The 20,829-nt window shown below is 41.9% G+C and carries 16 protein-coding genes; 2 read left to right on the top strand and 14 right to left on the bottom strand.

Going from position 1 to position 20,829, the window contains the following annotated elements:
- Positions 1–32: 32 nt before the first annotated feature.
- On the bottom strand, positions 33–1,388 hold the full coding sequence (locus LBYS11_RS07965; RefSeq protein ID WP_048390134.1) for an aspartate aminotransferase family protein: 1,356 nt from the start codon (positions 1,386–1,388) through the stop codon (positions 33–35).
- Between the two features lie 140 nt (positions 1,389–1,528).
- On the opposite strand from LBYS11_RS07965, the gene LBYS11_RS07960 reads away from it, so the two are divergent.
- The gene (locus tag LBYS11_RS07960; RefSeq protein WP_004229580.1) at positions 1,529–3,166 is read left to right on the top strand and encodes a PucR family transcriptional regulator; all 1,638 of its coding nucleotides are present in this window, start codon (positions 1,529–1,531) and stop codon (positions 3,164–3,166) included.
- On the opposite strand, the gene LBYS11_RS07955 is transcribed toward LBYS11_RS07960, so the two are convergent.
- The 13 genes from LBYS11_RS07955 to LBYS11_RS07895 all read right to left on the bottom strand — a co-directional run bounded on the left by LBYS11_RS07955 (position 3,155) and on the right by LBYS11_RS07895 (position 19,181).
- Positions 3,155–3,982, bottom strand: a complete 828-nt coding sequence (locus LBYS11_RS07955) for an ABC transporter permease (protein WP_103117800.1) — start codon at positions 3,980–3,982, stop codon at positions 3,155–3,157. The genes LBYS11_RS07960 and LBYS11_RS07955 overlap by 12 nt on opposite strands.
- 12 nt (positions 3,983–3,994) lie before the next feature.
- Complete coding sequence (locus LBYS11_RS07950; RefSeq protein ID WP_009374228.1) at positions 3,995–4,936, bottom strand: ABC transporter permease; 942 nt, start codon at positions 4,934–4,936, stop codon at positions 3,995–3,997.
- A 16-nt stretch (positions 4,937–4,952) separates the two neighbouring features.
- Entirely contained in the window at positions 4,953–6,509 is a 1,557-nt protein-coding gene (locus LBYS11_RS07945) for an ABC transporter substrate-binding protein (protein WP_103117799.1), read from the bottom strand.
- A gap of 17 nt (positions 6,510–6,526) precedes the next feature.
- A complete protein-coding gene (locus LBYS11_RS07940; RefSeq protein ID WP_103117798.1) occupies positions 6,527–7,498 on the bottom strand; it encodes a P1 family peptidase in 972 nt (323 codons plus the stop codon).
- A gap of 3 nt (positions 7,499–7,501) precedes the next feature.
- On the bottom strand, positions 7,502–8,515 hold the full coding sequence (locus LBYS11_RS07935) for an ABC transporter ATP-binding protein (protein ID WP_066037719.1): 1,014 nt from the start codon (positions 8,513–8,515) through the stop codon (positions 7,502–7,504).
- A complete protein-coding gene (locus tag LBYS11_RS07930; protein WP_103117797.1) occupies positions 8,484–9,518 on the bottom strand; it encodes an ABC transporter ATP-binding protein in 1,035 nt (344 codons plus the stop codon). The genes LBYS11_RS07935 and LBYS11_RS07930 overlap by 32 nt, the downstream gene beginning before the upstream one ends.
- 15 nt (positions 9,519–9,533) lie before the next feature.
- On the bottom strand, positions 9,534–10,988 hold the full coding sequence (locus tag LBYS11_RS07925; protein ID WP_103117796.1) for an aldehyde dehydrogenase family protein: 1,455 nt from the start codon (positions 10,986–10,988) through the stop codon (positions 9,534–9,536).
- Positions 10,989–10,998: 10 nt separating this feature from the next.
- On the bottom strand, positions 10,999–11,745 hold the full coding sequence (locus LBYS11_RS07920) for an SDR family NAD(P)-dependent oxidoreductase (RefSeq protein WP_054550825.1): 747 nt from the start codon (positions 11,743–11,745) through the stop codon (positions 10,999–11,001).
- Position 11,746: 1 nt separating this feature from the next.
- Positions 11,747–12,835 (bottom strand): tartrate dehydrogenase, encoded by a 1,089-nt coding sequence (locus LBYS11_RS07915; RefSeq protein ID WP_103117795.1) that lies wholly within the window; start codon positions 12,833–12,835, stop codon positions 11,747–11,749.
- A complete protein-coding gene (locus LBYS11_RS07910) occupies positions 12,832–14,064 on the bottom strand; it encodes a M20 family metallopeptidase (RefSeq protein ID WP_009374236.1) in 1,233 nt (410 codons plus the stop codon). The genes LBYS11_RS07915 and LBYS11_RS07910 overlap by 4 nt, the downstream gene beginning before the upstream one ends.
- Positions 14,065–14,566: 502 nt before the next feature.
- Positions 14,567–15,694, bottom strand: a complete 1,128-nt coding sequence (locus LBYS11_RS07905) for a conserved virulence factor C family protein (protein ID WP_048390119.1) — start codon at positions 15,692–15,694, stop codon at positions 14,567–14,569.
- 12 nt (positions 15,695–15,706) lie between these two features.
- Positions 15,707–17,593, bottom strand: coding sequence for an ABC-F family ATP-binding cassette domain-containing protein (locus tag LBYS11_RS07900; protein ID WP_103117794.1), 1,887 nt, complete (start codon positions 17,591–17,593; stop codon positions 15,707–15,709).
- A 124-nt stretch (positions 17,594–17,717) separates the two neighbouring features.
- On the bottom strand, positions 17,718–19,181 hold the full coding sequence (locus LBYS11_RS07895; protein WP_103117793.1) for a MocR-like pyridoxine biosynthesis transcription factor PdxR: 1,464 nt from the start codon (positions 19,179–19,181) through the stop codon (positions 17,718–17,720).
- A 110-nt stretch (positions 19,182–19,291) separates the two neighbouring features.
- Here LBYS11_RS07895 and LBYS11_RS07890 point away from each other — a divergent pair, with 110 nt between their 5' ends.
- On the top strand, positions 19,292–20,689 hold the full coding sequence (locus LBYS11_RS07890; protein WP_233732556.1) for a pyridoxal phosphate-dependent decarboxylase family protein: 1,398 nt from the start codon (positions 19,292–19,294) through the stop codon (positions 20,687–20,689).
- The last annotated feature ends 140 nt before the right edge of the window (positions 20,690–20,829 follow it).

Below are 20,829 nucleotides of genomic sequence, written 5' to 3'. Positions count from 1 at the left end.
CGTGTTTTTCGCACATTTGGAATCGCCTTAGGCTAGACATTGGCTGCAAATACTCGTTTTAATACAGCAACCATAAAATCAAAGTCCTCGTCTGTACAGCACAGCGGCGGACTTAACGTAATGATATTATTGAAGCCTTCAACTGTATCACCATTTCTTCCAATAATTAAGCCATTTGCTTGACAATCAGCCATGATTTTCGCGATTAGCTCAGGCTTAGCAGGTGTTTGAGATTGTTTATCTTCGACCAGCTCGATGCCAATGAGTAACCCAAGCCCACGAATATCGCCAACGAAAGGCAGCTCTAATAGGTCTTGCAAATCATGTAGGAATTGAATACCCAAATCTCTTGCTCGCTGCACAAGTCCTTCCTCCTCCATGATTTTTATATTTTCTAAAGCCACTGCACAAGCTGCTGGATTGCCCCCAAACGTATTGATATGGCGAAAATGACTATAGCCGTCCGTCTCTTTAAATTTTTCATAAATGTCTTTCCGTATAGCTGTAATGGATAGTGGTAGGTAGGCACTCGTTAATCCTTTCGCCATGGTAATGACATCTGGTCGAATATCAAAATGCTGATGGCCAAATAGCTTACCTGTCCGTCCAAAGCCACAAATGACTTCATCCATGATGAGTAATACTCCATGCTTTCTACAAATGCGCTCGACTTCTTTGACATAAGTTGGATGTGGAATAAGCACTCCACCACCCGTGATGAGTGGCTCCATAATGACAGCCGCAATGGTTTCTTTTTGCTCCCAAATAATTTTTTCTTCCATTTCTCGGGCAAGTGCTAGGCTGTATGCCTCAATTGACTGCCCTTTTGGACGACGATAGTGATCAGGTGGAGCAACATGTAAGAAGCCCGGTGTCAGCGGCTCGTACTTAAATTTACGTAATGCCTGACCTGTAGCTGCTAATGCCCCAAGTGAACTGCCATGATAGCCCCGATAACGAGCAATGATTTTGTAGCGGTTCCCTTCCCCATTTTGTTGATGGTATTGACGTATTAACTTAAACGCTACTTCATTCGCATCTGAGCCACTAGTGGAATAAAACATCATATAGTCATCCTCAAGTAAGCTGTTTATTTTTTCAGCGAGCCTGATGGCAGGTTCATGGCTTTGTGTTAAAGGAGCATAGCAAAGCTTTTTTAGCTGCTCATAGGCAACCCTAGCAAGACGCTCACGCCCATACCCTACATTCACTGCCCATAAGCCTGACATGCCATCTAAAAAGCGATTGCCTAAACTATCTGTAATCCATGCCCCTTCTCCCTGCTCAATAATGGGAGGTGCTTTGTCGTTATAGATAGACATGTGATGCCAAATGTTTTCATGATCTTTTTGCTGTAAAGTATGTGTAAACTGATCGTTTCGCTCCATATCATGACCTCCAATCGTGTATCATCGGTGTCTTTTTGTCTATCACCATTTTCCCTATTAAGCTAGTTAATATTGAAATTTTCTGATTTCTCTAACATAATGAAATAGACATTGTACATTCGAAGGGCAGGTGCTAATTGATGTCGAAACATCCTCTACTCGTACGTGATGTCCTCAAGCGCAAGCATTTTGAATCGGCGAAGCTTATTGCAGGGCAGCACGGCCTAGATCGCCAAGTATTGTGGACACATATATTAGAAATTAAAGATTTTGAAACCTTAATCAATGGTGGTGAATTAATTTTAACCACGGGTGTCGGTTTACAGCTAGAACGAGAAACACAAATAGCCTACTTACAAAACCTTATTCGTAATGAGGCAGCTGGTCTTTGTATAGAAATTGGCGACTATTTTGACCATGTTCCCGTAGAATTGATTGCCATGGCAAATGCCCATCATTTCCCTATCATCATCTTTGAAGAAATTGTACGATTTATTGATATTACGCAAGATTTGCACACGTACATAATTAATCAACACCAGCAGGCACTTACACAGCTAGATACACTATCCAAAACTTTTATGGAATTATCATTAATGCCAAATGGTATTTTAAAAATATTACAAGTGCTCCATCAAGATACAAATGCTCCCTTTCTATTTGTTTCAGAAGATACAAAAAGCTTTTATTATCCTATGGAGGCTAAAAAATACTTACGTGTCATGGAGGAGCATTGTCAGCAGTTAGAACTACAAGAGCCCTTGCACCTTCTATCCTTGGGTAAAGACCATTTTGTCATTATTCCTGTTAATGGACTTGGACAAGTGTGGGGCTATTTATGTATGCATTCTGAACTGCCAAAGCAGAGTGATTACACCTTGTTAAATCTTGAACGAGCAACTATGTCGATTGCCCATATTTTAATGCGTAACCGCATGCTTCAGGAGCGACAGCAAAGCCGGGAAGATGAATTCATACTAGCCTTAATTCAAGGTCAGCCAGTAGATATTCAATACTACCAAAGCTATTTACCAATCGAAAGTCGTAATTTATTTTACCGAGTCGTCGTGTTCAATCTACATGATGAAGCCAATACTGTACCTGAAGAAGAATGGCAGGAAATCCAGCTACAAAATGCCATGTATGTTCGTTCGATTCTGAAAAAGCTTGGATTTTTCCCTACTGTTTCAGTAAGACAGCACGAGATAATTATTTTAGCCTTTTTCATTGCCGCAGATTATATGAAAGACAATCGCGACGCTTTTGATCAAGCAATTTCACAAATCATTGCAAGAAAAGCAGCACAATTTTTTGAGCAACTTACCCTTAGCTGTGGTATTAGCAATGTCTATCAAACGATCGAAAGTGTTCATCTGGGCTATAAGGAAGCCAAATCAGCCATCCAAATGCAGCATCATCAATTGACGAGCTCCATCTATTATAAAGATTTAGGTGTTTATCGATTGTTATTACAGCAGGATCAAACAGCTCTCCTACAATTTGTAAAAGATTATTTACAGGAAATTTTAGTATTAGATCAAAAAAGTAGCCATGATTTATTTCAAACATTAGCTGTTTATCTGTCCTGTAATGGAGCTAAAAATGATACAGCAGAACAGCTGTTTATTGTCCGTCAAACACTTTACAAACGAATAGAACGCTTAGAAAGTATACTAGGTGCTGATTTTTTACAAGCTCCCCATCGCCTCAATATTGAGATGGCTGTTAAGGCATATGAACTGTTGCAAAAGACAGCACCTGATCTATTACGATTTTGAACGCGGGTCCATAAAATCTCGTAAAGCATTACTGAGCATATATAAGCCTAAAACAAGAATCGTAATGGCTCCTCCAGGGGCATACGTATACCAAGGGGCACCGATTAAATAGGCTTGTGAATCTTTTAACATTCTGCCCCAGCTAGGGTTTGGTGGCTGTACCCCAAGCCCTAAATAGCTTAGTGCTGCCTCGGCTAACATGGCTGTTGCAAAAGTCACGGTTGCTGCCACAATAATTTGCGACGAAATGTTTGGCAAAATATGACGAAACATGATGCTATAAGGCTTAACACCAATTAATTTCGCTGCCAGCACATATTCCGAGTCACGTTGTTGCACAAAGCCACTGCGGGCAATCCTCGCAATAGCAGGTATCGCGATAATCCCCAGCGCTATCGCAGTATTCGTTATTCCTGGGCCGAATACTGCTACAAGCATTAATGCTAAGATGATTCCTGGAAAGGCCATTAAAGCGTCCATCGTACGCATAAATATTTCATCGATCCAGCCACCAACATAGCCTGCAATTCCGCCTATGAGAATACCAAATATCGTTCCAATCGCAACCGTTAATAGACCCACGGCAAAGGCTGTTTGTGTCCCCTTCATAATGCGACTAAAAATATCTCGCCCAAATTCATCTGTTCCAAACATATAGGCACCACCTGGACCACGCAATTTTTCAGGTATATTCATCGCGTTGACATCATGGGGTGTATAAAAAAAGCTAACAATCATGACGAGCAGAAAGCCAACAATGACGAGGAGACCAATGACTAAATTGATTTTTTTAGTATAGCGCTGTAATTGTTTCATGGTAGTCACCTCTTAACGTAATCGAATTCTAGGGTCCAACACAGAATATAAAACATCGACGATAAAATTAATCATGACGACAGCTACTGTAATATACATAACGATCCCTTGTACGAGTGGAAAATCACGATTACTGATAGCCGTAATCAATAACTGACCAATCCCTGGCAATGAAAACACCTGCTCCACAATAATCGTTCCTGCCACAACCTCCGCCATAATCAACCCAAAAACCGTCAATATCGGAATCATGGAATTTTTCAAAACATGCTTATACATTACATTTTGTTCAGACATCCCTTTACTGCGTATCGTACGGACATAATCGAGCTGGACCTGCTCCAAAATGGCTGTACGAACATAACGAAAATTCACCGCAATTTGTGGAATCGCAATCGTTAAGGCTGGAAGTATTAGGGTACTGAGCGCCCCTGCTACACTTTGTGTCCAAGGTATATAGCCACTTATTTTAAAGAAGCTGAACTGTAGGCCAATGTAAAGAATAAGCATCATCCCTAGCCAAAAGGAAGGCACTGCCATACCGATCTGGGTTACAGTCGATAATGACACATCACTTAATTTATTTTGTCTTCTTGCTGCAAACATCCCTAAAGGTAATGAGATGATTAAGACAATGATAAGGGTGAGTCCTGCTAATGACATGGTGACAGGAAGTCGATCAAATAGTAATTCTTTTACTGGCATGGAAAATCGAATGGAATTCCCTAATTGCCCTGTCAATAAGCCCTTCATCCAATCCACATATTGTTCATAAAGAGGACGATCCAAGCCAAGCTCAGATCGTAAATTTTCAATTTGAGTGGGATCCGCCTCTGTTCCTAGCATTGTGCGAACTGGATCACCAGGTAAAATTTGAAAAACACCAAATGTAATAATGGATACTAGAAGGATGGTTGTTATTAACAGGATGATTCGACGTAGGATATACATCATAAGCACTCATCCCTTTCTAGTTTGAAAACTTGACCTCTGACATATCGTGGAACCAGAATGGATAGCTCTTGAGCCCCGTCACCTGTTTGTCAGATCCCCAAACGATTTGATAATCCGCAATATACACTGCTGTTGCCTGCTCAGCTAATATTTCCTGTGCACGATGATAGTACTCTATTTGCTTGGCTTGGTCGGTTTCCTTTAAAACATCAGCCATAATTTTGTCGTATTCTTCATTTTTAAATAAGAAGAAGTTTTCACTATCGTTTGTAGAAATGTAATCATTCAACACTTCAAAAGCAGATGCACGACCTGTTAAGTCAATCGTTGTCATTGCATAGTCACGACCAAAGTAAACGCGATCTAGCCAAATTCCCCATTCCACTACTTCAATTTCTACATCAATTCCGATCTCTTGTAGATTAGCTACGACAATTTGTGCAATATTTGAGTAAATATCATTGTGTGAAGACACTGTAATTTTTGTTTTAAAGCCATCCGGATATCCTGCTTCTGCTAATAACGCCTTCGCTTTTTCCACATCTCGCTCATACATGCTTTCTAAGCCCTTCTTTTGGAAATCGCCCATCGCTGGACTCATATTAGAGCCAAGTGGCACAGCATAGCCTGCAAACACAGAGTCAATAATATCGGCTTTACTAATTGCGTAATTGATTGCTTGACGAACCTTCACATTGTCAAATGGTGCCTTTGTTTCGTTAAATGTAACAATAAGAGAAGAGTTATTATTTTGGTGTGATAAATTATAGCTTCCCTCTACCTCGCTTACACGGTGCCAAGGAACACTCGTTAAATCAACTTCGTTTGCCATTAAGCTCATAATGGCTGCCTGATCATCTGATTGGAAGGCAAAGGTTACTTTATTCAAATAAGGTAATCCTTCTTGCCAATACTGTTCATTTTTCTTAAGCTCTAAATTTGTACCTGGTGCATATTTCACAAAGGCAAATGGACCTGTACCAATTGGATTTTCATTATGCTTCCCATCATTGCTCTTTGGAATAATAGCTGATTGTCTGCCTGTTAATGAATACAAGAAATTTGAATTTGGCTCTTTTAGCTTAATCACAAATGTACTTGCATCAGGCGCCTCTGTAGATGCTACATTATCAAAGCTATTGGACATTTTTTCCCCACCATTTTTCCCCATTAAACGGTCAAAGGAATATTGAATATCCTCCATCGTTAAATCATCACCATTATGAAACTTCACACCTTGGCGAATTTTAAACGTATAGGTTAAGCCGTTCTCAGAAATTTCATAGCTTTCAGCAAGTCCCTCCTTTAAGGAGCCATCCGTTTCAGGAGCCATTAGCCCCTCAAAGATATTTAGAATCATTTGATAAGAAATGGACGCTGTAGCTTTATGTGGATCTAAAAAATCTGGATCATCATTCACACGTACAACAATTTCCTGTGGAGCATCTGTTGCCGCTTGACCATCTGTAGTACCTGAAGTAGTCGTCGTTTTCTCTCCATCACTTGAACACGCTGCCATAACGATTGCCATTAACACTGTTAGTAGTATCAATCCGCTTTTTTTCCATTGCATGGCTGTTCCCCCTTTTTCTAAGTGCTTGACTTTTGAATGCTTGTATAACTCTCAACATCCGCCAATCGTTCAGCGGCTTTAATACCAGCCAGAATTGCTTCCTCCATCACCTTTGTCGCTAGCTGGCCTAAATAATCAAGTGCATAGGATTGATCCCCTGTACCAAGCACAAAAATCGTATCGCCATCCAGCATCGTATGAACAGGATAAATCGTGCGTGCTAAGGCATTTTGCGTAAGCTGCGCAATCTTTTTAGCCTCAGCCTTCGTTAGCTTGGCATTCATTGCCACAACACCAATGGTTGTATTAGTTCCCGCTAAAGCCTCTGATTGTGCATGTTGCTCTAAATAGGCACAGCAATCCACCCATTGACCAGAATGCGTATCTCTTGCTCCAGCTAAAATTTTCCTCGTTGTAGGGTCCTTGACATCTCCAACTGCATTGACAGCCACGATAGCACCTGCTACAAGACCATCTTTTCCCGCATAGGAAGCACTACCAAGCCCACCCTTCATTGCAAATTCTGGACCAGCTAATTTGCCTACAGTTGCTCCGTAGCCCGCGCCTACATTGCCATTTGGAAATGAGCCAACTTGTGCCGCTTGTGCCGCTTCATAGCCCATTAGTGCTGTAGGTCGTGCATGTGGATCACCGATAAACAAGTCAAAGAGTACAGCACTTGGTACAATCGGTATTTTCGCTACTCCTGCATCTACCCCAATCCCTTGCTCCTCTAAAAATTGCATGACGCCTGTAGCAGCATCTAACCCAAACGCACTACCCCCAGCTAAACAAATAGCATGAACTCGGTCAATTTCATTGATGGGATCTAACGCATCTGTTTCACGAGTACCTGGTGCAGAGCCTCGAACATCCACTCCACAAACTGCTCCGTTTTCCACTACTAGCACCGTACAGCCTGTGATGCCCTCCTTGTTCTCGCGATGTCCTACCTTAACACCTGGCACATCCGTTATATTGCCAAACATTCTTCACACCTCACTTTTTAAATAATTATAATTTTCTGATTTTTTATCATATAAAAAACAGGCTACTCGTTGATGATCATTTTCATTGTGAAGCTTCGGTCTCTCCTGATGGCATCTTTCCATCACATGCGGGCAACGTGTATGAAAGACACAGCCAACAGGTGGATTCATCGGACTTGGTAACTCGCCCTGTAAAAGTATTTCTTGCTTAGGCTCATCAAAATTAACAACTGGTATTGCAGATAGTAATGCTTGTGTATAGGGATGCAACGGATTGGCATATAGCTCCTTCTTTGTCCCAATCTCCACTACTCTACCTAAATACAGCACTGCCACACGGTCACTAATATGCTTCACAACGCTTAAATCATGTGAGATAAATAAATAGGTTAATTGAAATTCATCCTGTAAATCCATCATGAGATTGAGCACTTGCGATTGCACCGACACATCCAATGCTGAAACGGGCTCATCGGCTATAATGAATTCTGGATGAATCGCTAATGCCCGTGCAATCCCAATACGCTGCCGCTGCCCACCAGAAAATTCATGTGGAAATTTATGCATGGCATCCTCAGGTAGCCCTACCTTTTGTAATAGCTCCTTCACACGCTCTTTGCGTTGCTCCTTCGTCAAGGTTAATTGTAGCTTCATCGGCTCTTCGATTATAGAACCGATTCGCATCCGAGGATTGAGAGAGGCAAAGGGATCTTGAAAAATCATTTGCATTTGATTGCGGTAACTTTGTAGCTTATTCCCCTTTAAATGCTGGATGGGTTGTCCTTTATATAGCACTTCGCCTGCTGTTGGTTCAACGAGCTTTAAAATTGTTCGCCCAAAGGTGGATTTTCCTGAGCCTGATTCACCAACAATTCCAAGTGTTTCCCCTCTATAAATCTCAATCGAAATATCATCAACCGCTTTTATGACCTTTTTCTCTTCCTTCATCGATTTACGCTTCACAGGAAAGTAGGCTTTTAAATGATTAATTTCCAGCAAAACTTCTTTCTCTGTCATGAGCCAGCTCTCCTTTCTCCGTGAATAAATGACAGCGTACCTTATGTGCCTCCTGAATGTGATGAACAGCAGGTTGCTCCTGATGACAATGTGCCAGCGCATGGGGACAGCGTGGCGCAAAGCGACAGCCGTCAGGTAATGCATACGCAGGTGGCACAGTACCAGGAATCGATGGTAGCCTTTTGACATCTGTTTCAAGGCTTGGCATCGTCTTTAAAAGCGCTGTGGTATAAGGATGCTGTGGATTTAAAAAGAGCTCTCTTACTGGAGCCTCCTCGACAATCTGTCCCGCATACATCACCATAACGCGGTCAGCTGTCTCTGCAACAACGCTCATATCATGGGTAATGAATAAAATGGCTGATCGATGCTCTTCCTTCATTTTTAGCATCAGCTTTAAAATCTGTGCCTGAACCGTGACATCAAGTGCAGTAGTTGGCTCATCCGCAATCAATAGCTGCGGATTATTCGACATTGCGATGGCAATCATAACTCGTTGTCGCATCCCGCCTGAGAGTTGGTGAGGATATTCAGCGATGACCTTTTCTGCATTCGCAATCCCGACTTCTTTTAATAGCTGTAGCGCTTTATTCCATGCCTCTTTTTTCGATACCCTTTGGTGTCTTCGTATGCCTTCAATCATTTGATTGCCAATCGTAAAAACGGGATCTAAAGAGGTCATGGGCTCTTGAAAAATCATACTAATTTCATTGCCTCGTATACGGCTCATTTCTTTATTTTTATAGGTAAGTAGATTTTTACCGTTTAAAGTGATAGAACCTGACGTAATTTCTCCTGGAGGTATAGGCAGCAACCGCATAATGGCTAAGGATGTAATACTTTTGCCACTTCCCGATTCACCAACCAGTGCAACGGTTTCTCCTTTATGAATAGTAAAATTCACATCTTCCACAACTTTTGCCTCTTTGCCATTTTTTAAATGGAATTTAATTGATAAGTGATTGACCTCTAAAAGCACATCTTTGTCTTTTGGCTGTTCCATATGCGTCCCTCCATCTCAGTGTTGATTAGGTGGTGCATAGCGTATAGCGATATTTTTCATTTGCGTATAGTTTCGCAGTGCAACAAAGCCCTTCTCTCGACCAATTCCGCTTTTTTTATAGCCTCCAAATGGCATTTGAATGCCTCCAGCAGCTCCATAATTATTGACAAATACTTGTCCCGCCTGCACACGACTTGCCACATAGTGAGCCGTATCGATATTTTGTGACCAAATGCCCGCCACTAGGCCATAGTCCGTACTATTGGCTAATGCGATGGCCTCCTCTACAGTCGAAAATGTCAAGACGGTTAACACTGGACCGAAAATTTCCTCCTGAGCTAATGGATCATTTGGACCAACACCATCAAGTATAGTTGGCTGAACATAAAAGCCGTTCTCATAGCCTGCCAATGTCAATGGTTCCCCACCCGTCACAACATAGCCATCTACCTTTGCTTGCTGTAATAATGCAGTGATTTTTGTATATTGTTGTTCATTCAGTAACGGTCCCATCTCCATATCTGCCTCACCTGGTCCTACTTGGATCACTTGGAACCTTTGGGCTAATCGGGAAATAAAGGACTCTTTTATTCGTTCCTCAATGAGTAAACGTGCCCCTGCTGAACAAGTTTGACCAGCATTTTGAATAATCGCACGTACGACTCCCTCTAATGCCTGCTCCATGTTAGCATCCGCAAAAACAATATTAGGAGATTTACCACCAAGCTCTAATGTCACAGGCACAACATTTTCAGCAGCCGCCTTCATCACCGCAATTCCTGTAGGAACAGAACCTGTAAACGTAATATGATTAATATCGGGATGTGAAGTTAAATAAGGACCAACTTCTCGTCCCAAGCCCGTAATATGCTGGAAAATCCCTTTCGGCAGCTTATCGGCGAACCATTCTGCAATGGCATGTGTTGTTAGCGGTGTATCCTCCGCACTTTTCACAATGACTGCATTACCAGTTGCTATAGCGGCTGCTACACTTCTTGCCGTAATTTGAATCGGATAATTCCATGGCACAATATGTACCGTAATGCCCACTGGCTCTAGCACTACTGCATTTAAAAGCCCATCCTCAATCGGAATTGTATCTCCCATCACCTTATCCGCTGCACCACCATAAAATTCAAAATAGCGTGCCGCTGCTTCAATATCTGCTCTTGCCTGTGATAAGGGCTTTCCTACATCCCGACATTCTAGCAAACTCCATTCCTCTGCATGCTTACGAATATAATGAGCAAATTCGATCAATAACTGCCCACGTTCATAGGCTTTCCATTGACGCCAGTCCTCACGTTCAAAGGCTACACGGGCTGCACGTACTGCCTCTTCTACATGTTCTTTACTCGCGTTGCTAATTTGTGCAATCACTTCACCCGTTGAGGGATTCTTAACATCGAGGTATGCCTGAGCATCACCGTGAACCCACTCACCATCTATCAACATAGGAATTTTTTTCATTGTACCCCTCCTATAATCCACGGCCACCATCTACATGTAATGTCGTTCCTGTGACCATACTTGCTGCATCTGAGAGTAAATAACTAACAGCTCCTGCTATATCTGCTGGCTTCACTAATCGTCCTAATGGCACAGATTGCACAAAGACACTTTGCTTCGTCTGCTCTACGTCTGCACCCTGTGCGGCAAATTGACCAAGCATTTGTGTGTCTGCTGGTCCTGGATGAATCGTATTAACCCGAATTTGACTAGATGCTAGTTCAATTGCTAGTCCTCTCGTAAAGCTCTCTGCTGCACCCTTCGATGCAATATAAGCCTGTAAGCCCGGTCTTGGTCGCACTGCTGAAATCGAGGCAATTGTAATAATAGAACCCCTTTGCTGCTTTTTCATAAAAGGGACAACTGCCTTTGTCGTGATAAATAAACTTTTCACATTAACATCCATTAAACGATTCCATTCATCCATTGTGACCTCTTCAATCGGCGTAGCTGACTGGGCAATTCCCAGTGCATTAACAAGACCATCTATTCTGCCATACTTATCAAAAACCTGCTGGCAGATGTCTTGCACACGTTCCTCCTGTAACACATTGACTTCAAAGCATTGAAGGGCATCCTGTGCAATATCTGATAAGGCATCTATGGATAGATCAAGTCCAATAACTCGATTGCCCAGCTTTAATTGCTCGTGAATAATGGCCTTTCCCATACCGCCTCCCGCACCAGTAACCACAATCACCTTTTGCTCAACTGCCATGCTAAACACCTCCTGCTGTTAAAGTTCTATTAATAATTTCCTGACAAATCGCATCGCCCATTTGTGCTGTTGTCGCTTGTCCACCAATATCTGCTGTTTTCACAACGCCTTCCTGCAGCACAGCTGTAATGGCTTTAACAATGAGCTGTTCTAAATCTGGTCTGCCTTGATGGCCAAGCAGTAAGGCAAGCGACCAAATTTGAGCGATTGGATTGGCAATGCCCTTGCCTGCAATATCTGGTGCTGAGCCATGAACAGGCTCAAACATCGATGGAAAATCCTTTTCGGGGTTCAGGTTGGCTGATGGAGATAGACCAAGTCCTCCTACAATAGCAGAGCCTAAATCGGATAAAATATCGCCAAACAAATTGGACGCTACCACCACTTCAAAATTCTGTGGTCGTTCTACGAAATAGGCGACGAGTGCATCGATATAAATGGATTCAAGCTGTAGTGCTGGTGAACTTTGCTTCACCGTTTTGCTTGTATGCTCGTCCCAGAATTTCATCGAATGAATAATGGCATTCGATTTTGTCGCACTTGTTATTTTGGTTTTACCGTGTTGCTTCGCATAATCGCAGGCAGCATGGACAATTTTTTCAATCCCAATGCGCGTCATGATTGTATTTTGAATCGTCATTTCCTGCGGCTGCTGTTGGTACAGTCTACCACCGCTGTCCGAATATTCACCCTCTGCATTTTCACGGAAGATCACAAAGTCAATTTTTTTGCCGTTAGCCAAGGGCGACGCTATCCCAGGTAGTGATTTAATAGGACGGAAATTCACATATTGCTGGAAATGCTTTCGAATGGGCATAATTAATTCCCAAACGGTAACATCATCAGGCACACGAGCATCGCCAATAGCCCCAAATAAAATCGCATCATATGTTTGAAGTGTTGCCAGTGCATCATTAGGCATCATACAGCCATGCTGCACGTAGTAATCGGAGCTCCAAGGAAAGATGGTTGTTTCAATTTGTAAGGAGCTATGTTGTTCTTGCAAACAATTTAAAACTTTTAACGCTTCCTGCATAACCTCTTTTCCTATGCCATCTCCTGGTATTACTGCTATTTTGATAGCTGTCATTGTGCATCACCCGCCAAAAATTTTAATGCTGCTAAACGGTAAATGGCCGTTGTTTCTGCCAATTCTTCAATGTCCACATACTCATTGATTTGATGGGGAATTTCTCGATCTCCTGCTCCAACCGTTACAATGGGAATACCATGCACATGAAGAAACGTACCATCTGTCGCGCCTGGAACACCATTATATTTTGGTTCCTTCTCTGTTACCTCTGCCACAGCCTCATATATTGCCTGTACAACAGGGTCTTCCTTCGCTGTTGCTGTTGCAGGTCGGTTATCAAGAACCGTCAGTTCTACTTTGAAATCAGGATCATCTGCTTGTAATCGTTTAATAATCGCTTCAATCTTGCCCAGTAGTTCATCATGGTCCTGCGCAGGCACCGTGCGAATATCGAGTGTTGTCATACAGTGATCAGGAATGACATTGATTTGTGCATCTCCCTTTACAGGCGCTCGTAAAATCGTTGGTGTAATAGATGGCCAATTCAGCATTGGATCACGCCCTAATCGTGCTTGCTCCTCTTTTTCCAATTTTTCAAGCTCTACGATGAAACGTGCCATACGCCAGTTAGGATTGATGCCACTCCACGAAATCGCACCATGCGCCATTTTACCGAAAATATCTACCTGTAAACGAATAGCCCCGCGCTGTGCAATACACACATTATTTTCCTGTGGCTCACAGATAATCGCACCATCCACACCATCGGCCCAGCCATTTTTAATAAAATGCTTAATGCCTAGCATAAGCCCTTCTTCATCACATGGAATACATAAAATAATTTTGCCCGTAAACGCCTCTTGATCTAGTAGCAATGACTGACAAGCTGTAATCATACAAGCCAGATTCCCTTTTGTATCATTCGTTCCCCTGCCATACATACGCCCATCTACAATTTCTGCTCCAAATGGATCATAGGCCCAAGCCTCTCGATTGCCCTCTGTCACCACATCCGTATGTCCTTCGAAAAGTAATGTTTTCCCGGGCTTGCCCGAATCAATAATACCAATGACATTTGGTCGCCCTGGCACAACCTCCTCGATATGCGTCTCGATGCCAATATCTCGTAAATACGCCGCTACAAAAGTTGCCACCTCTTGCTCATTGCCCTTCGGATCGTTCTCACGGTAAACGCTTTCAATGCGCACGAGCTTCTGTGTTAAGGCGATGACCGTCTCACGATCTCGCACATACGATTTTGTTGTCTTTAAACTAGTTACTGTCATGCAAAGGACCCCCTATTTTTAAAGAATATTCTGAATTTATGTTATTTTAACATTGTCCTTTCTCTATGAAACTAGACAATATGTTAATGATTCAAAGAACGCCTTTAACTTTTTGTTTAGCAATAAATCACTAGAAAACAACATTTTTTTCTGTTTTACACGGTTTTTCGATCAATTCATCGAATGCAAGAGAGTATTGTTTTTGATTTTCAGGTGGTTAGATAATTATAGTTTGGAAGAGGGAACACTTTTTTGAGCGGGATTTCTTTAATTTGGAGAAAGGGTTTTTGGTTCTGTGGAGCGACCTTCATCTCTTTTTAGAGCGGGTATCCGCTTCTTTGAAACGATTCACCCTTTTTAAGAGTGGGTCCACACTTCTTTGGAGTGGTTCGCTCCTCTTGGAGAGGACCTATCACCATTCAGAAGCACCTTACCCATTTATTAGGGCGAATGCCAACCATTACAAAATAGAAAAAAACCAGCATTTGCTGGTTTTTCCTGATTATTGTTGACGGGATTCGGTCATTTGCTTCCAAACCGAGCCTTTTGCTTCCTCTCCTTGTTCGATACGGGCAATGGCCATTTTCACTTGTAGCTTCACTTCGAATTCTTTGTCATCTTCGGCAGCCTTCAATGCTGGTAAGGACTGTTCTGTGCCGACCTCATATAAATACATGGCTGCGCGCCAGCGAACCAATTTGTTTTTGTCCTGTAAGGCTTGCAGCATGGCTTCTTCAAATTCTACAAAGCCAAGGTCACTCATGCAGTCACCTGCTGTTCGACGTACAGCTGCACTTTTATCTTGTAGGGCTCTTTCTAAATAAGGGACAACTGCCACATCCTCAATCATGCCTAAGTACACCGTCGCTAGTCGACGGATAGACATTTGTTCATCCTGTAAGGCTAAATCTAATAGCGGTAGATCGTCTAGCTCAGGATCAGCCATTTGATCGAGCAGTTGGAAGCGTTTCTCCCATTCAGGTTGCTTGAACTGTTCTACTGTCACTTTAAGTTTGTCCGTTTTCACAGCGGCTTTTTCACCATCATTATTGATAGCTGTGACAATTTCTGCTAAACGGTCTGCAGAATAAGTGACATCAATCTCCTGTTTGATTGTTTCAGCAATTTCCTCAAGCTCACCGTAGCGAACCCCATAATCAATCCACTTACGTTGGAAAATATAGTTTTCATCTACTGCTGACTCAATAATTTGATTAAAAGCATCGACAAAACGGTCTCCGCAGCTAATACGATATTCACGTTGGTTATCAAAAACTTTTACTTGTAAAGGCACCTGCTTGTAAAATTGTACATGGACATAAACCTCTCCATAAAATTCATTGGCCACAACCGTTTCTTCTTGTGTTTGGACATCTTCCCCTAACACTTGACGAATACTTGCTAGAATGCCTTCCCATGCATATTTAGCATTGCGCTCAACAGCAAAGAAATCGGCTACATGGTAAACGCCCTTTACTCCCTCAATCGCTAAAATAGCAGCCGCCTCGCCTGTTGCTTCGTCTTTATTATCCTTTGTAAAATTATAGCTCTTCCCGAATGGTAGCTCTGTATCAACAACAATCTTCATAGAATTGGGACTTGGCGTCGGTTCAATGGTAATAATCTTCATGTCTATCGCTCCTTATCCGTTAACTATTTCATCTAAATACGACCATCTTTCAATTAGATGCTCATACTGTGCATTTAGCTCATCCAACTTTGCTGTTAATTCCTGTAGCTTGGTAAAATCTGAGCCTGCATTGGCGATTCCTTCTTCGGTCTCCATAATAGCAGTTTCTGTTTTCTCTATCTCGTCTGCAATCGTTTCCCATTCTTTTTGCTCTTTAAACGATAGCTTTTTTTTGTCTGATTTTGGCTTTTCTGATTTTGGCTTTTCTACTTTTGACGTTTCTACTTTGACAGTAGCTGTCTGCTCACGTTTCTCCAGATACTCACTGTATAGATCCAGTGTTTCCTCTACTTGTCCCTGACCATCTAGTATCCATAGCTTTTTCGCAATACGGTCGAGGAAGAAACGATCATGGGAAATCGTGATAACCACGCCTGGGAAATGCTCGATGAAATCCTCTAGCACACCTAATGTTTCAATATCTAAATCATTCGTTGGCTCGTCCAATAATAAGACGTTTGGTTGCTCCATCAATAAACGTAATAAATGAAGACGCTTGCGCTCACCGCCCGATAATTTTCCAATTGGAGTACCATGAGCATGCAACGGGAATAAAAAGCGCTCCAGCATTTGAGCAGCTGAGTAACGGACACCCTCTGCATCGGTAATATCATTTGAAGCCTCACGTATATATTCAATCATGCGCTCATTTTCATTCATTTTCGGCAATGTTTGCTTGAAATGTGCCAGCTTGACCGTTGACCCAACAAGAATTTCACCTTGATCGGGTGTCAGCTCTCCTGCTAGCATGTTCAACAAAGTTGATTTTCCTACACCGTTCGCGCCGATAATGCCAATTCGATCACCTTGCTGTAGTAGAAATGAGAAGTTTTCAAGGATTTTTTGCTGGCCAAAGGCTTTCGAAATTTTCTCAGCCTCCAGCACTTTACGTCCAAGACGTGTTGTCGCAAGTCCCATATCCAAGGAAACATCTTCTGTTTTGCGTTCTAGGTTTTCTTCTAGCTTTTCAAAGCGTTGAATACGAGCCTTTTGCTTAGTTGAACGCGCCTTCGCACCACGACGTATCCATTTTAATTCTGAACGATAACGATTGCGATCCTTCTGTGCAGAAGCAGCTTGCATCTCCTCACGAATAGCTCGAGCCTCTAAATAATCACCGTAATTCCCTGTATGACGATACAAGGTTTGATTTGCTAACTCGTAAATATGTGTTGATAATTCATCTAAGAAATAACGATCGTGGGTGATGAAAATCACTGCACCCTTTAATCGTAAGACCATCTCTTGAAGCCATTCTGTAGACTGTACATCTAAATGGTTGGTGGGCTCATCCAATAAGTAAAGATCCGCTGGTTCAATTAACACCTTCGCTAATGCAACACGTTTTTGCTGACCGCCTGATAGCGTTAGTACCTCTTTTTCAAAAGTTTCAATCCCAAGCTTTGTTAAGGCCGTCTTTGCAAGGGCATTGACATCCCATGCCTGCTCTTCATCCATGCGCTGTTGCAGACTAAATAACGTCTTTTGTAAACTTTCGGATGTTGGGTTACTTGCTAGTGCAGCAACCGTTTCCTCATATTGACGATTCAGCTGTAAAATGGGCGAATCGCCTGAAAAGACAGCTTGTAAAACTGTTTCACCTGCCTGAAATGTAGGCTCCTGTGGTAAATAAGCGACACGGTATTTATTCGGACGATCTACTGTCATCGAATCCGCTTCCATGTCCCCAGCTAAAATGGATAACAGGGTTGATTTTCCCGTTCCATTTATGCCGATTAAGCCTGCCCGCTCTCCCTCATAAATGGTAAATTCAATATTTTGAAAAAGCGTTTTATCGCCCACTGTTTTGGTTAAATTTTGTACAATTAAATGACTCATTCCACTATTCCATCTCTTTCATGTTAGGTATTGTTCATGCCCACACGATTTTTATGTAGACGATTATTGATATCCACTATTCATCATAACACCAAACCGCAGGTAAACAAAGAACAACAAACTATCAACGAACTGGTGGCATGTCCTGTAAATAGGATTCCATAAGCTGACAAAGCTTGATGATTCCTTGTGTTAAGTCGTGGGGTTCAGGATAAGAGTAACTAATTCTTAGATGGTGATATTGTGGCTCTCCTGGATAACAAGCTGAGCTTGGTAAAAAGGTAATTTGGTCTTGTTGAGCCTTCCATAACAGCTCATCCGTATTGCCATTACTAGGTAAAGACACCCAAATATTAAGTCCACCTTTTGGTTCGATCCACGTAACGCCCTTTGGTGCATGCTTATTCAACAATGCAATCGTTTGATCTCTTCTTATCTCAAGCGCAATGCGCAGTTTTTCTAAATGGGCATGCATTCGGTCTGAACGTAAAAATGGAATCAGTGCCTTTTGTGTTAATAAGGGATTACCCGAATCGGCACTGGATTTGGCAGATAAAAGTCGTTGATGAACGGTACCTTTTGAAAGGATAGCGCCGATTCTACAGCTTGGGGCCAACGTCTTACTAAAGCCTTTTAAATAAATAACATGACCACTTGTATCTAAAGCTTTCAGAGGTGGTGGTGGTGGGTTATCGTCAAAATAAATTTCATTCCATGAATCGTCCTCTACAATAAGAAAGCCATATTGTTGGGCAAGATCCAGTAATTCTCTCCTTCTTGCTTTAGTTAAAACTGTGCCTGTAGGATTATGGAAGGTAGGATTTGTATAAATAAGCTTTGGCTGTTTGCTTAGGCAGAGTGTCGCTAGAAGAGCTGTCTGCATTCCTTCCTCGTCTACTGGTATGGGAATAATGTGGGCCCCACGATTTCTAAAGACATCGATTGCTGCTGTATATGTAGGAGCTTCGGTAATGACAATATCTCCAGGTCCAATAAATGTTTTAGCCACTATATCTATACCTTGTTGTACACCGTTTGTCACAATAATTTCCTGTGGTGTTGTGGCAATATTACTATATGTTTTGACATAGTCTCGGATTGCCTTTCGTGCATCTTCATCCCCCTGTACCGATCCATAACGAGCCACAATCTGAGGATCTGCCTGTAATATCGCCACAATTTCATTCACCAAATAAACAGAGGGTAATAATCCAGGGTGGATGGTGGCACTGGAGAATTTCATCGCATATTCCATTCTTTTATTTAACATAGATTGTGAACGTTGAATGTAATCAGGAATGGTTAGTTGCCAATTATAATCACTACGGCTCTCATTTGTGCTTCTTTGTTCTTTGTTTCGAACAAACGCCCCCTTGCCATGTATCACTTCAATATAACCATTTCTTTCTAATAAGGCATATGCCTTACTGACCGTGACAGGGCTCACTTGATTTTCTTTTGAAAAGCTCCGAATAGAAGGTAATTGGCTCCCTTCCTGTAAAAATTCTGACCTTATTTTTTCTGCAAGGATAGTTGAAATTTGATCAATTAAAGATTGATCAGACTGACGATTCAGCTTTATTTCCATTGGACCTCCAACTGTTATAGTCTTCATTTGACTGTTATATATATCACTATATAGTGTAGAGGCAGAAATAGCTAAGTTAAAATGAAGGGAAATGATGACACATGATGAACATGAAGCAAGATCAGGAAAAAATAAAAACGCTTTTAATGGATGTAGTTGACCATGCAGCCAATTTTTTTACTAATCTGGAGCATAGAGCTGTAACGAACCATTCCTCTAGCCTTCCTACTCCGACACTTCCAGAAGTGGGTGAGGGTGCTCAGGCAACACTTCAATATTTTACAAAGCAATTTGCTGAAGGCTTAAATAGTAGTGTAGGCTCAAGATACTTGGGTTTTGTCACAGGTGGATCTACCCCTGCTTCGATTGTCGGAGATTGGTTAGTAAGTGTTTACGATCAAAATTTATCCCATTCTAAGGGCTCTATTGCAGGTTCAATGGAGCTTGCGACAATTGACATGCTAAAGGAGTTATTGCTATTAAGCGATGATTATCGAGGAACATTTGTCAGTGGGGCTACGATGGCTAATTTTGTAGGACTTGCTCAAGCAAGGGAATGGATTGCACAATACTATGGAAAAAACACTGCTCTGGATGGTCTATATGGTATCCCTCCAATAAAGATTGTTAGCGGAACGCCCCACTCAAGTATAATCAAAGCAACCTCTATGCTTGGCATGGGAAGAAATTCCATTCACACTATGCTATGCCTAGAACAGCGAGAAGCCATTGACATCACAAAATTACAGCAGTTTCTTGAAGAAAACCTACATGAACCTTGTATAGTTGTAGCAAATGCGGGAACTGTCAATACGGTTGACTTTGATGATTTGCAAGCAATTGGCGAGCTAAAAAAGCGATACCCTTTCTGGCTTCATATCGATGCGGCCTTTGGTGGCTTTGCAGCCTGTTCACCAAAGTATCGTCACTTTGTTGAGGGCATGAATTATGCAGATTCTATTACAATTGACGCACATAAATGGCTGAACGTCCCTTATGATGCCGCTATGCAATTTACCCGTCATCAATCGTTGCAAGCAACCGTTTTTCAAAATAATGCTGCCTATCTTGGTAGTTCCCTTGAAAATCCAGATTTCTGTGATCTTACACCTGAAAATTCACGTCGTTTTCGTGCGCTACCTGCTTGGTTTTCTTTACAGGCCTATGGTAAATTGGGCTACCAACAATTAATAGAAGAAAATGTATTACTCGCACAACAGCTTGGTCAAAAAATAGATGACAGTCCCTACTTTACATTGCTAGCACCTGTTCGACTGAATATCGTGTGCTTCGCCGTCAATCATGAGGCACTGACAGCTGAAATGCACCAACAATTTTTAACAACTTTAAATCAACAAGGCCAAGTATACATGACGCCAACTGTCTACAAAGGTACGCCAGCTATTCGCGCGGCTTTCAGTAATTGGCGTACTTCCCAAGCAGACCTGGCAATCATTTGGGAAGCATTAACAACAGCGATATCCTCCTATTTTAATGAATCTATCTAAGCTATTAAAAGGTAATGGAGTAACACATGATGAAGGATTCCTCATTTGTGCGTCTCCAATAATTCACTACAAAACTAAAATGCTACTTGCCATAGGAAATGCACGCTTCATTATTTTTGTACTACGAAGACCATAGCCGA

It is taken from the genome of Lysinibacillus sp. YS11, assembly GCF_002896375.1.
GTDB lineage: Bacteria > Bacillota > Bacilli > Bacillales_A > Planococcaceae > Lysinibacillus > Lysinibacillus capsici.
Note: the sequence above shows the minus strand (reverse complement) of the source record. Positions and strands in the feature narration are given on the sequence as shown.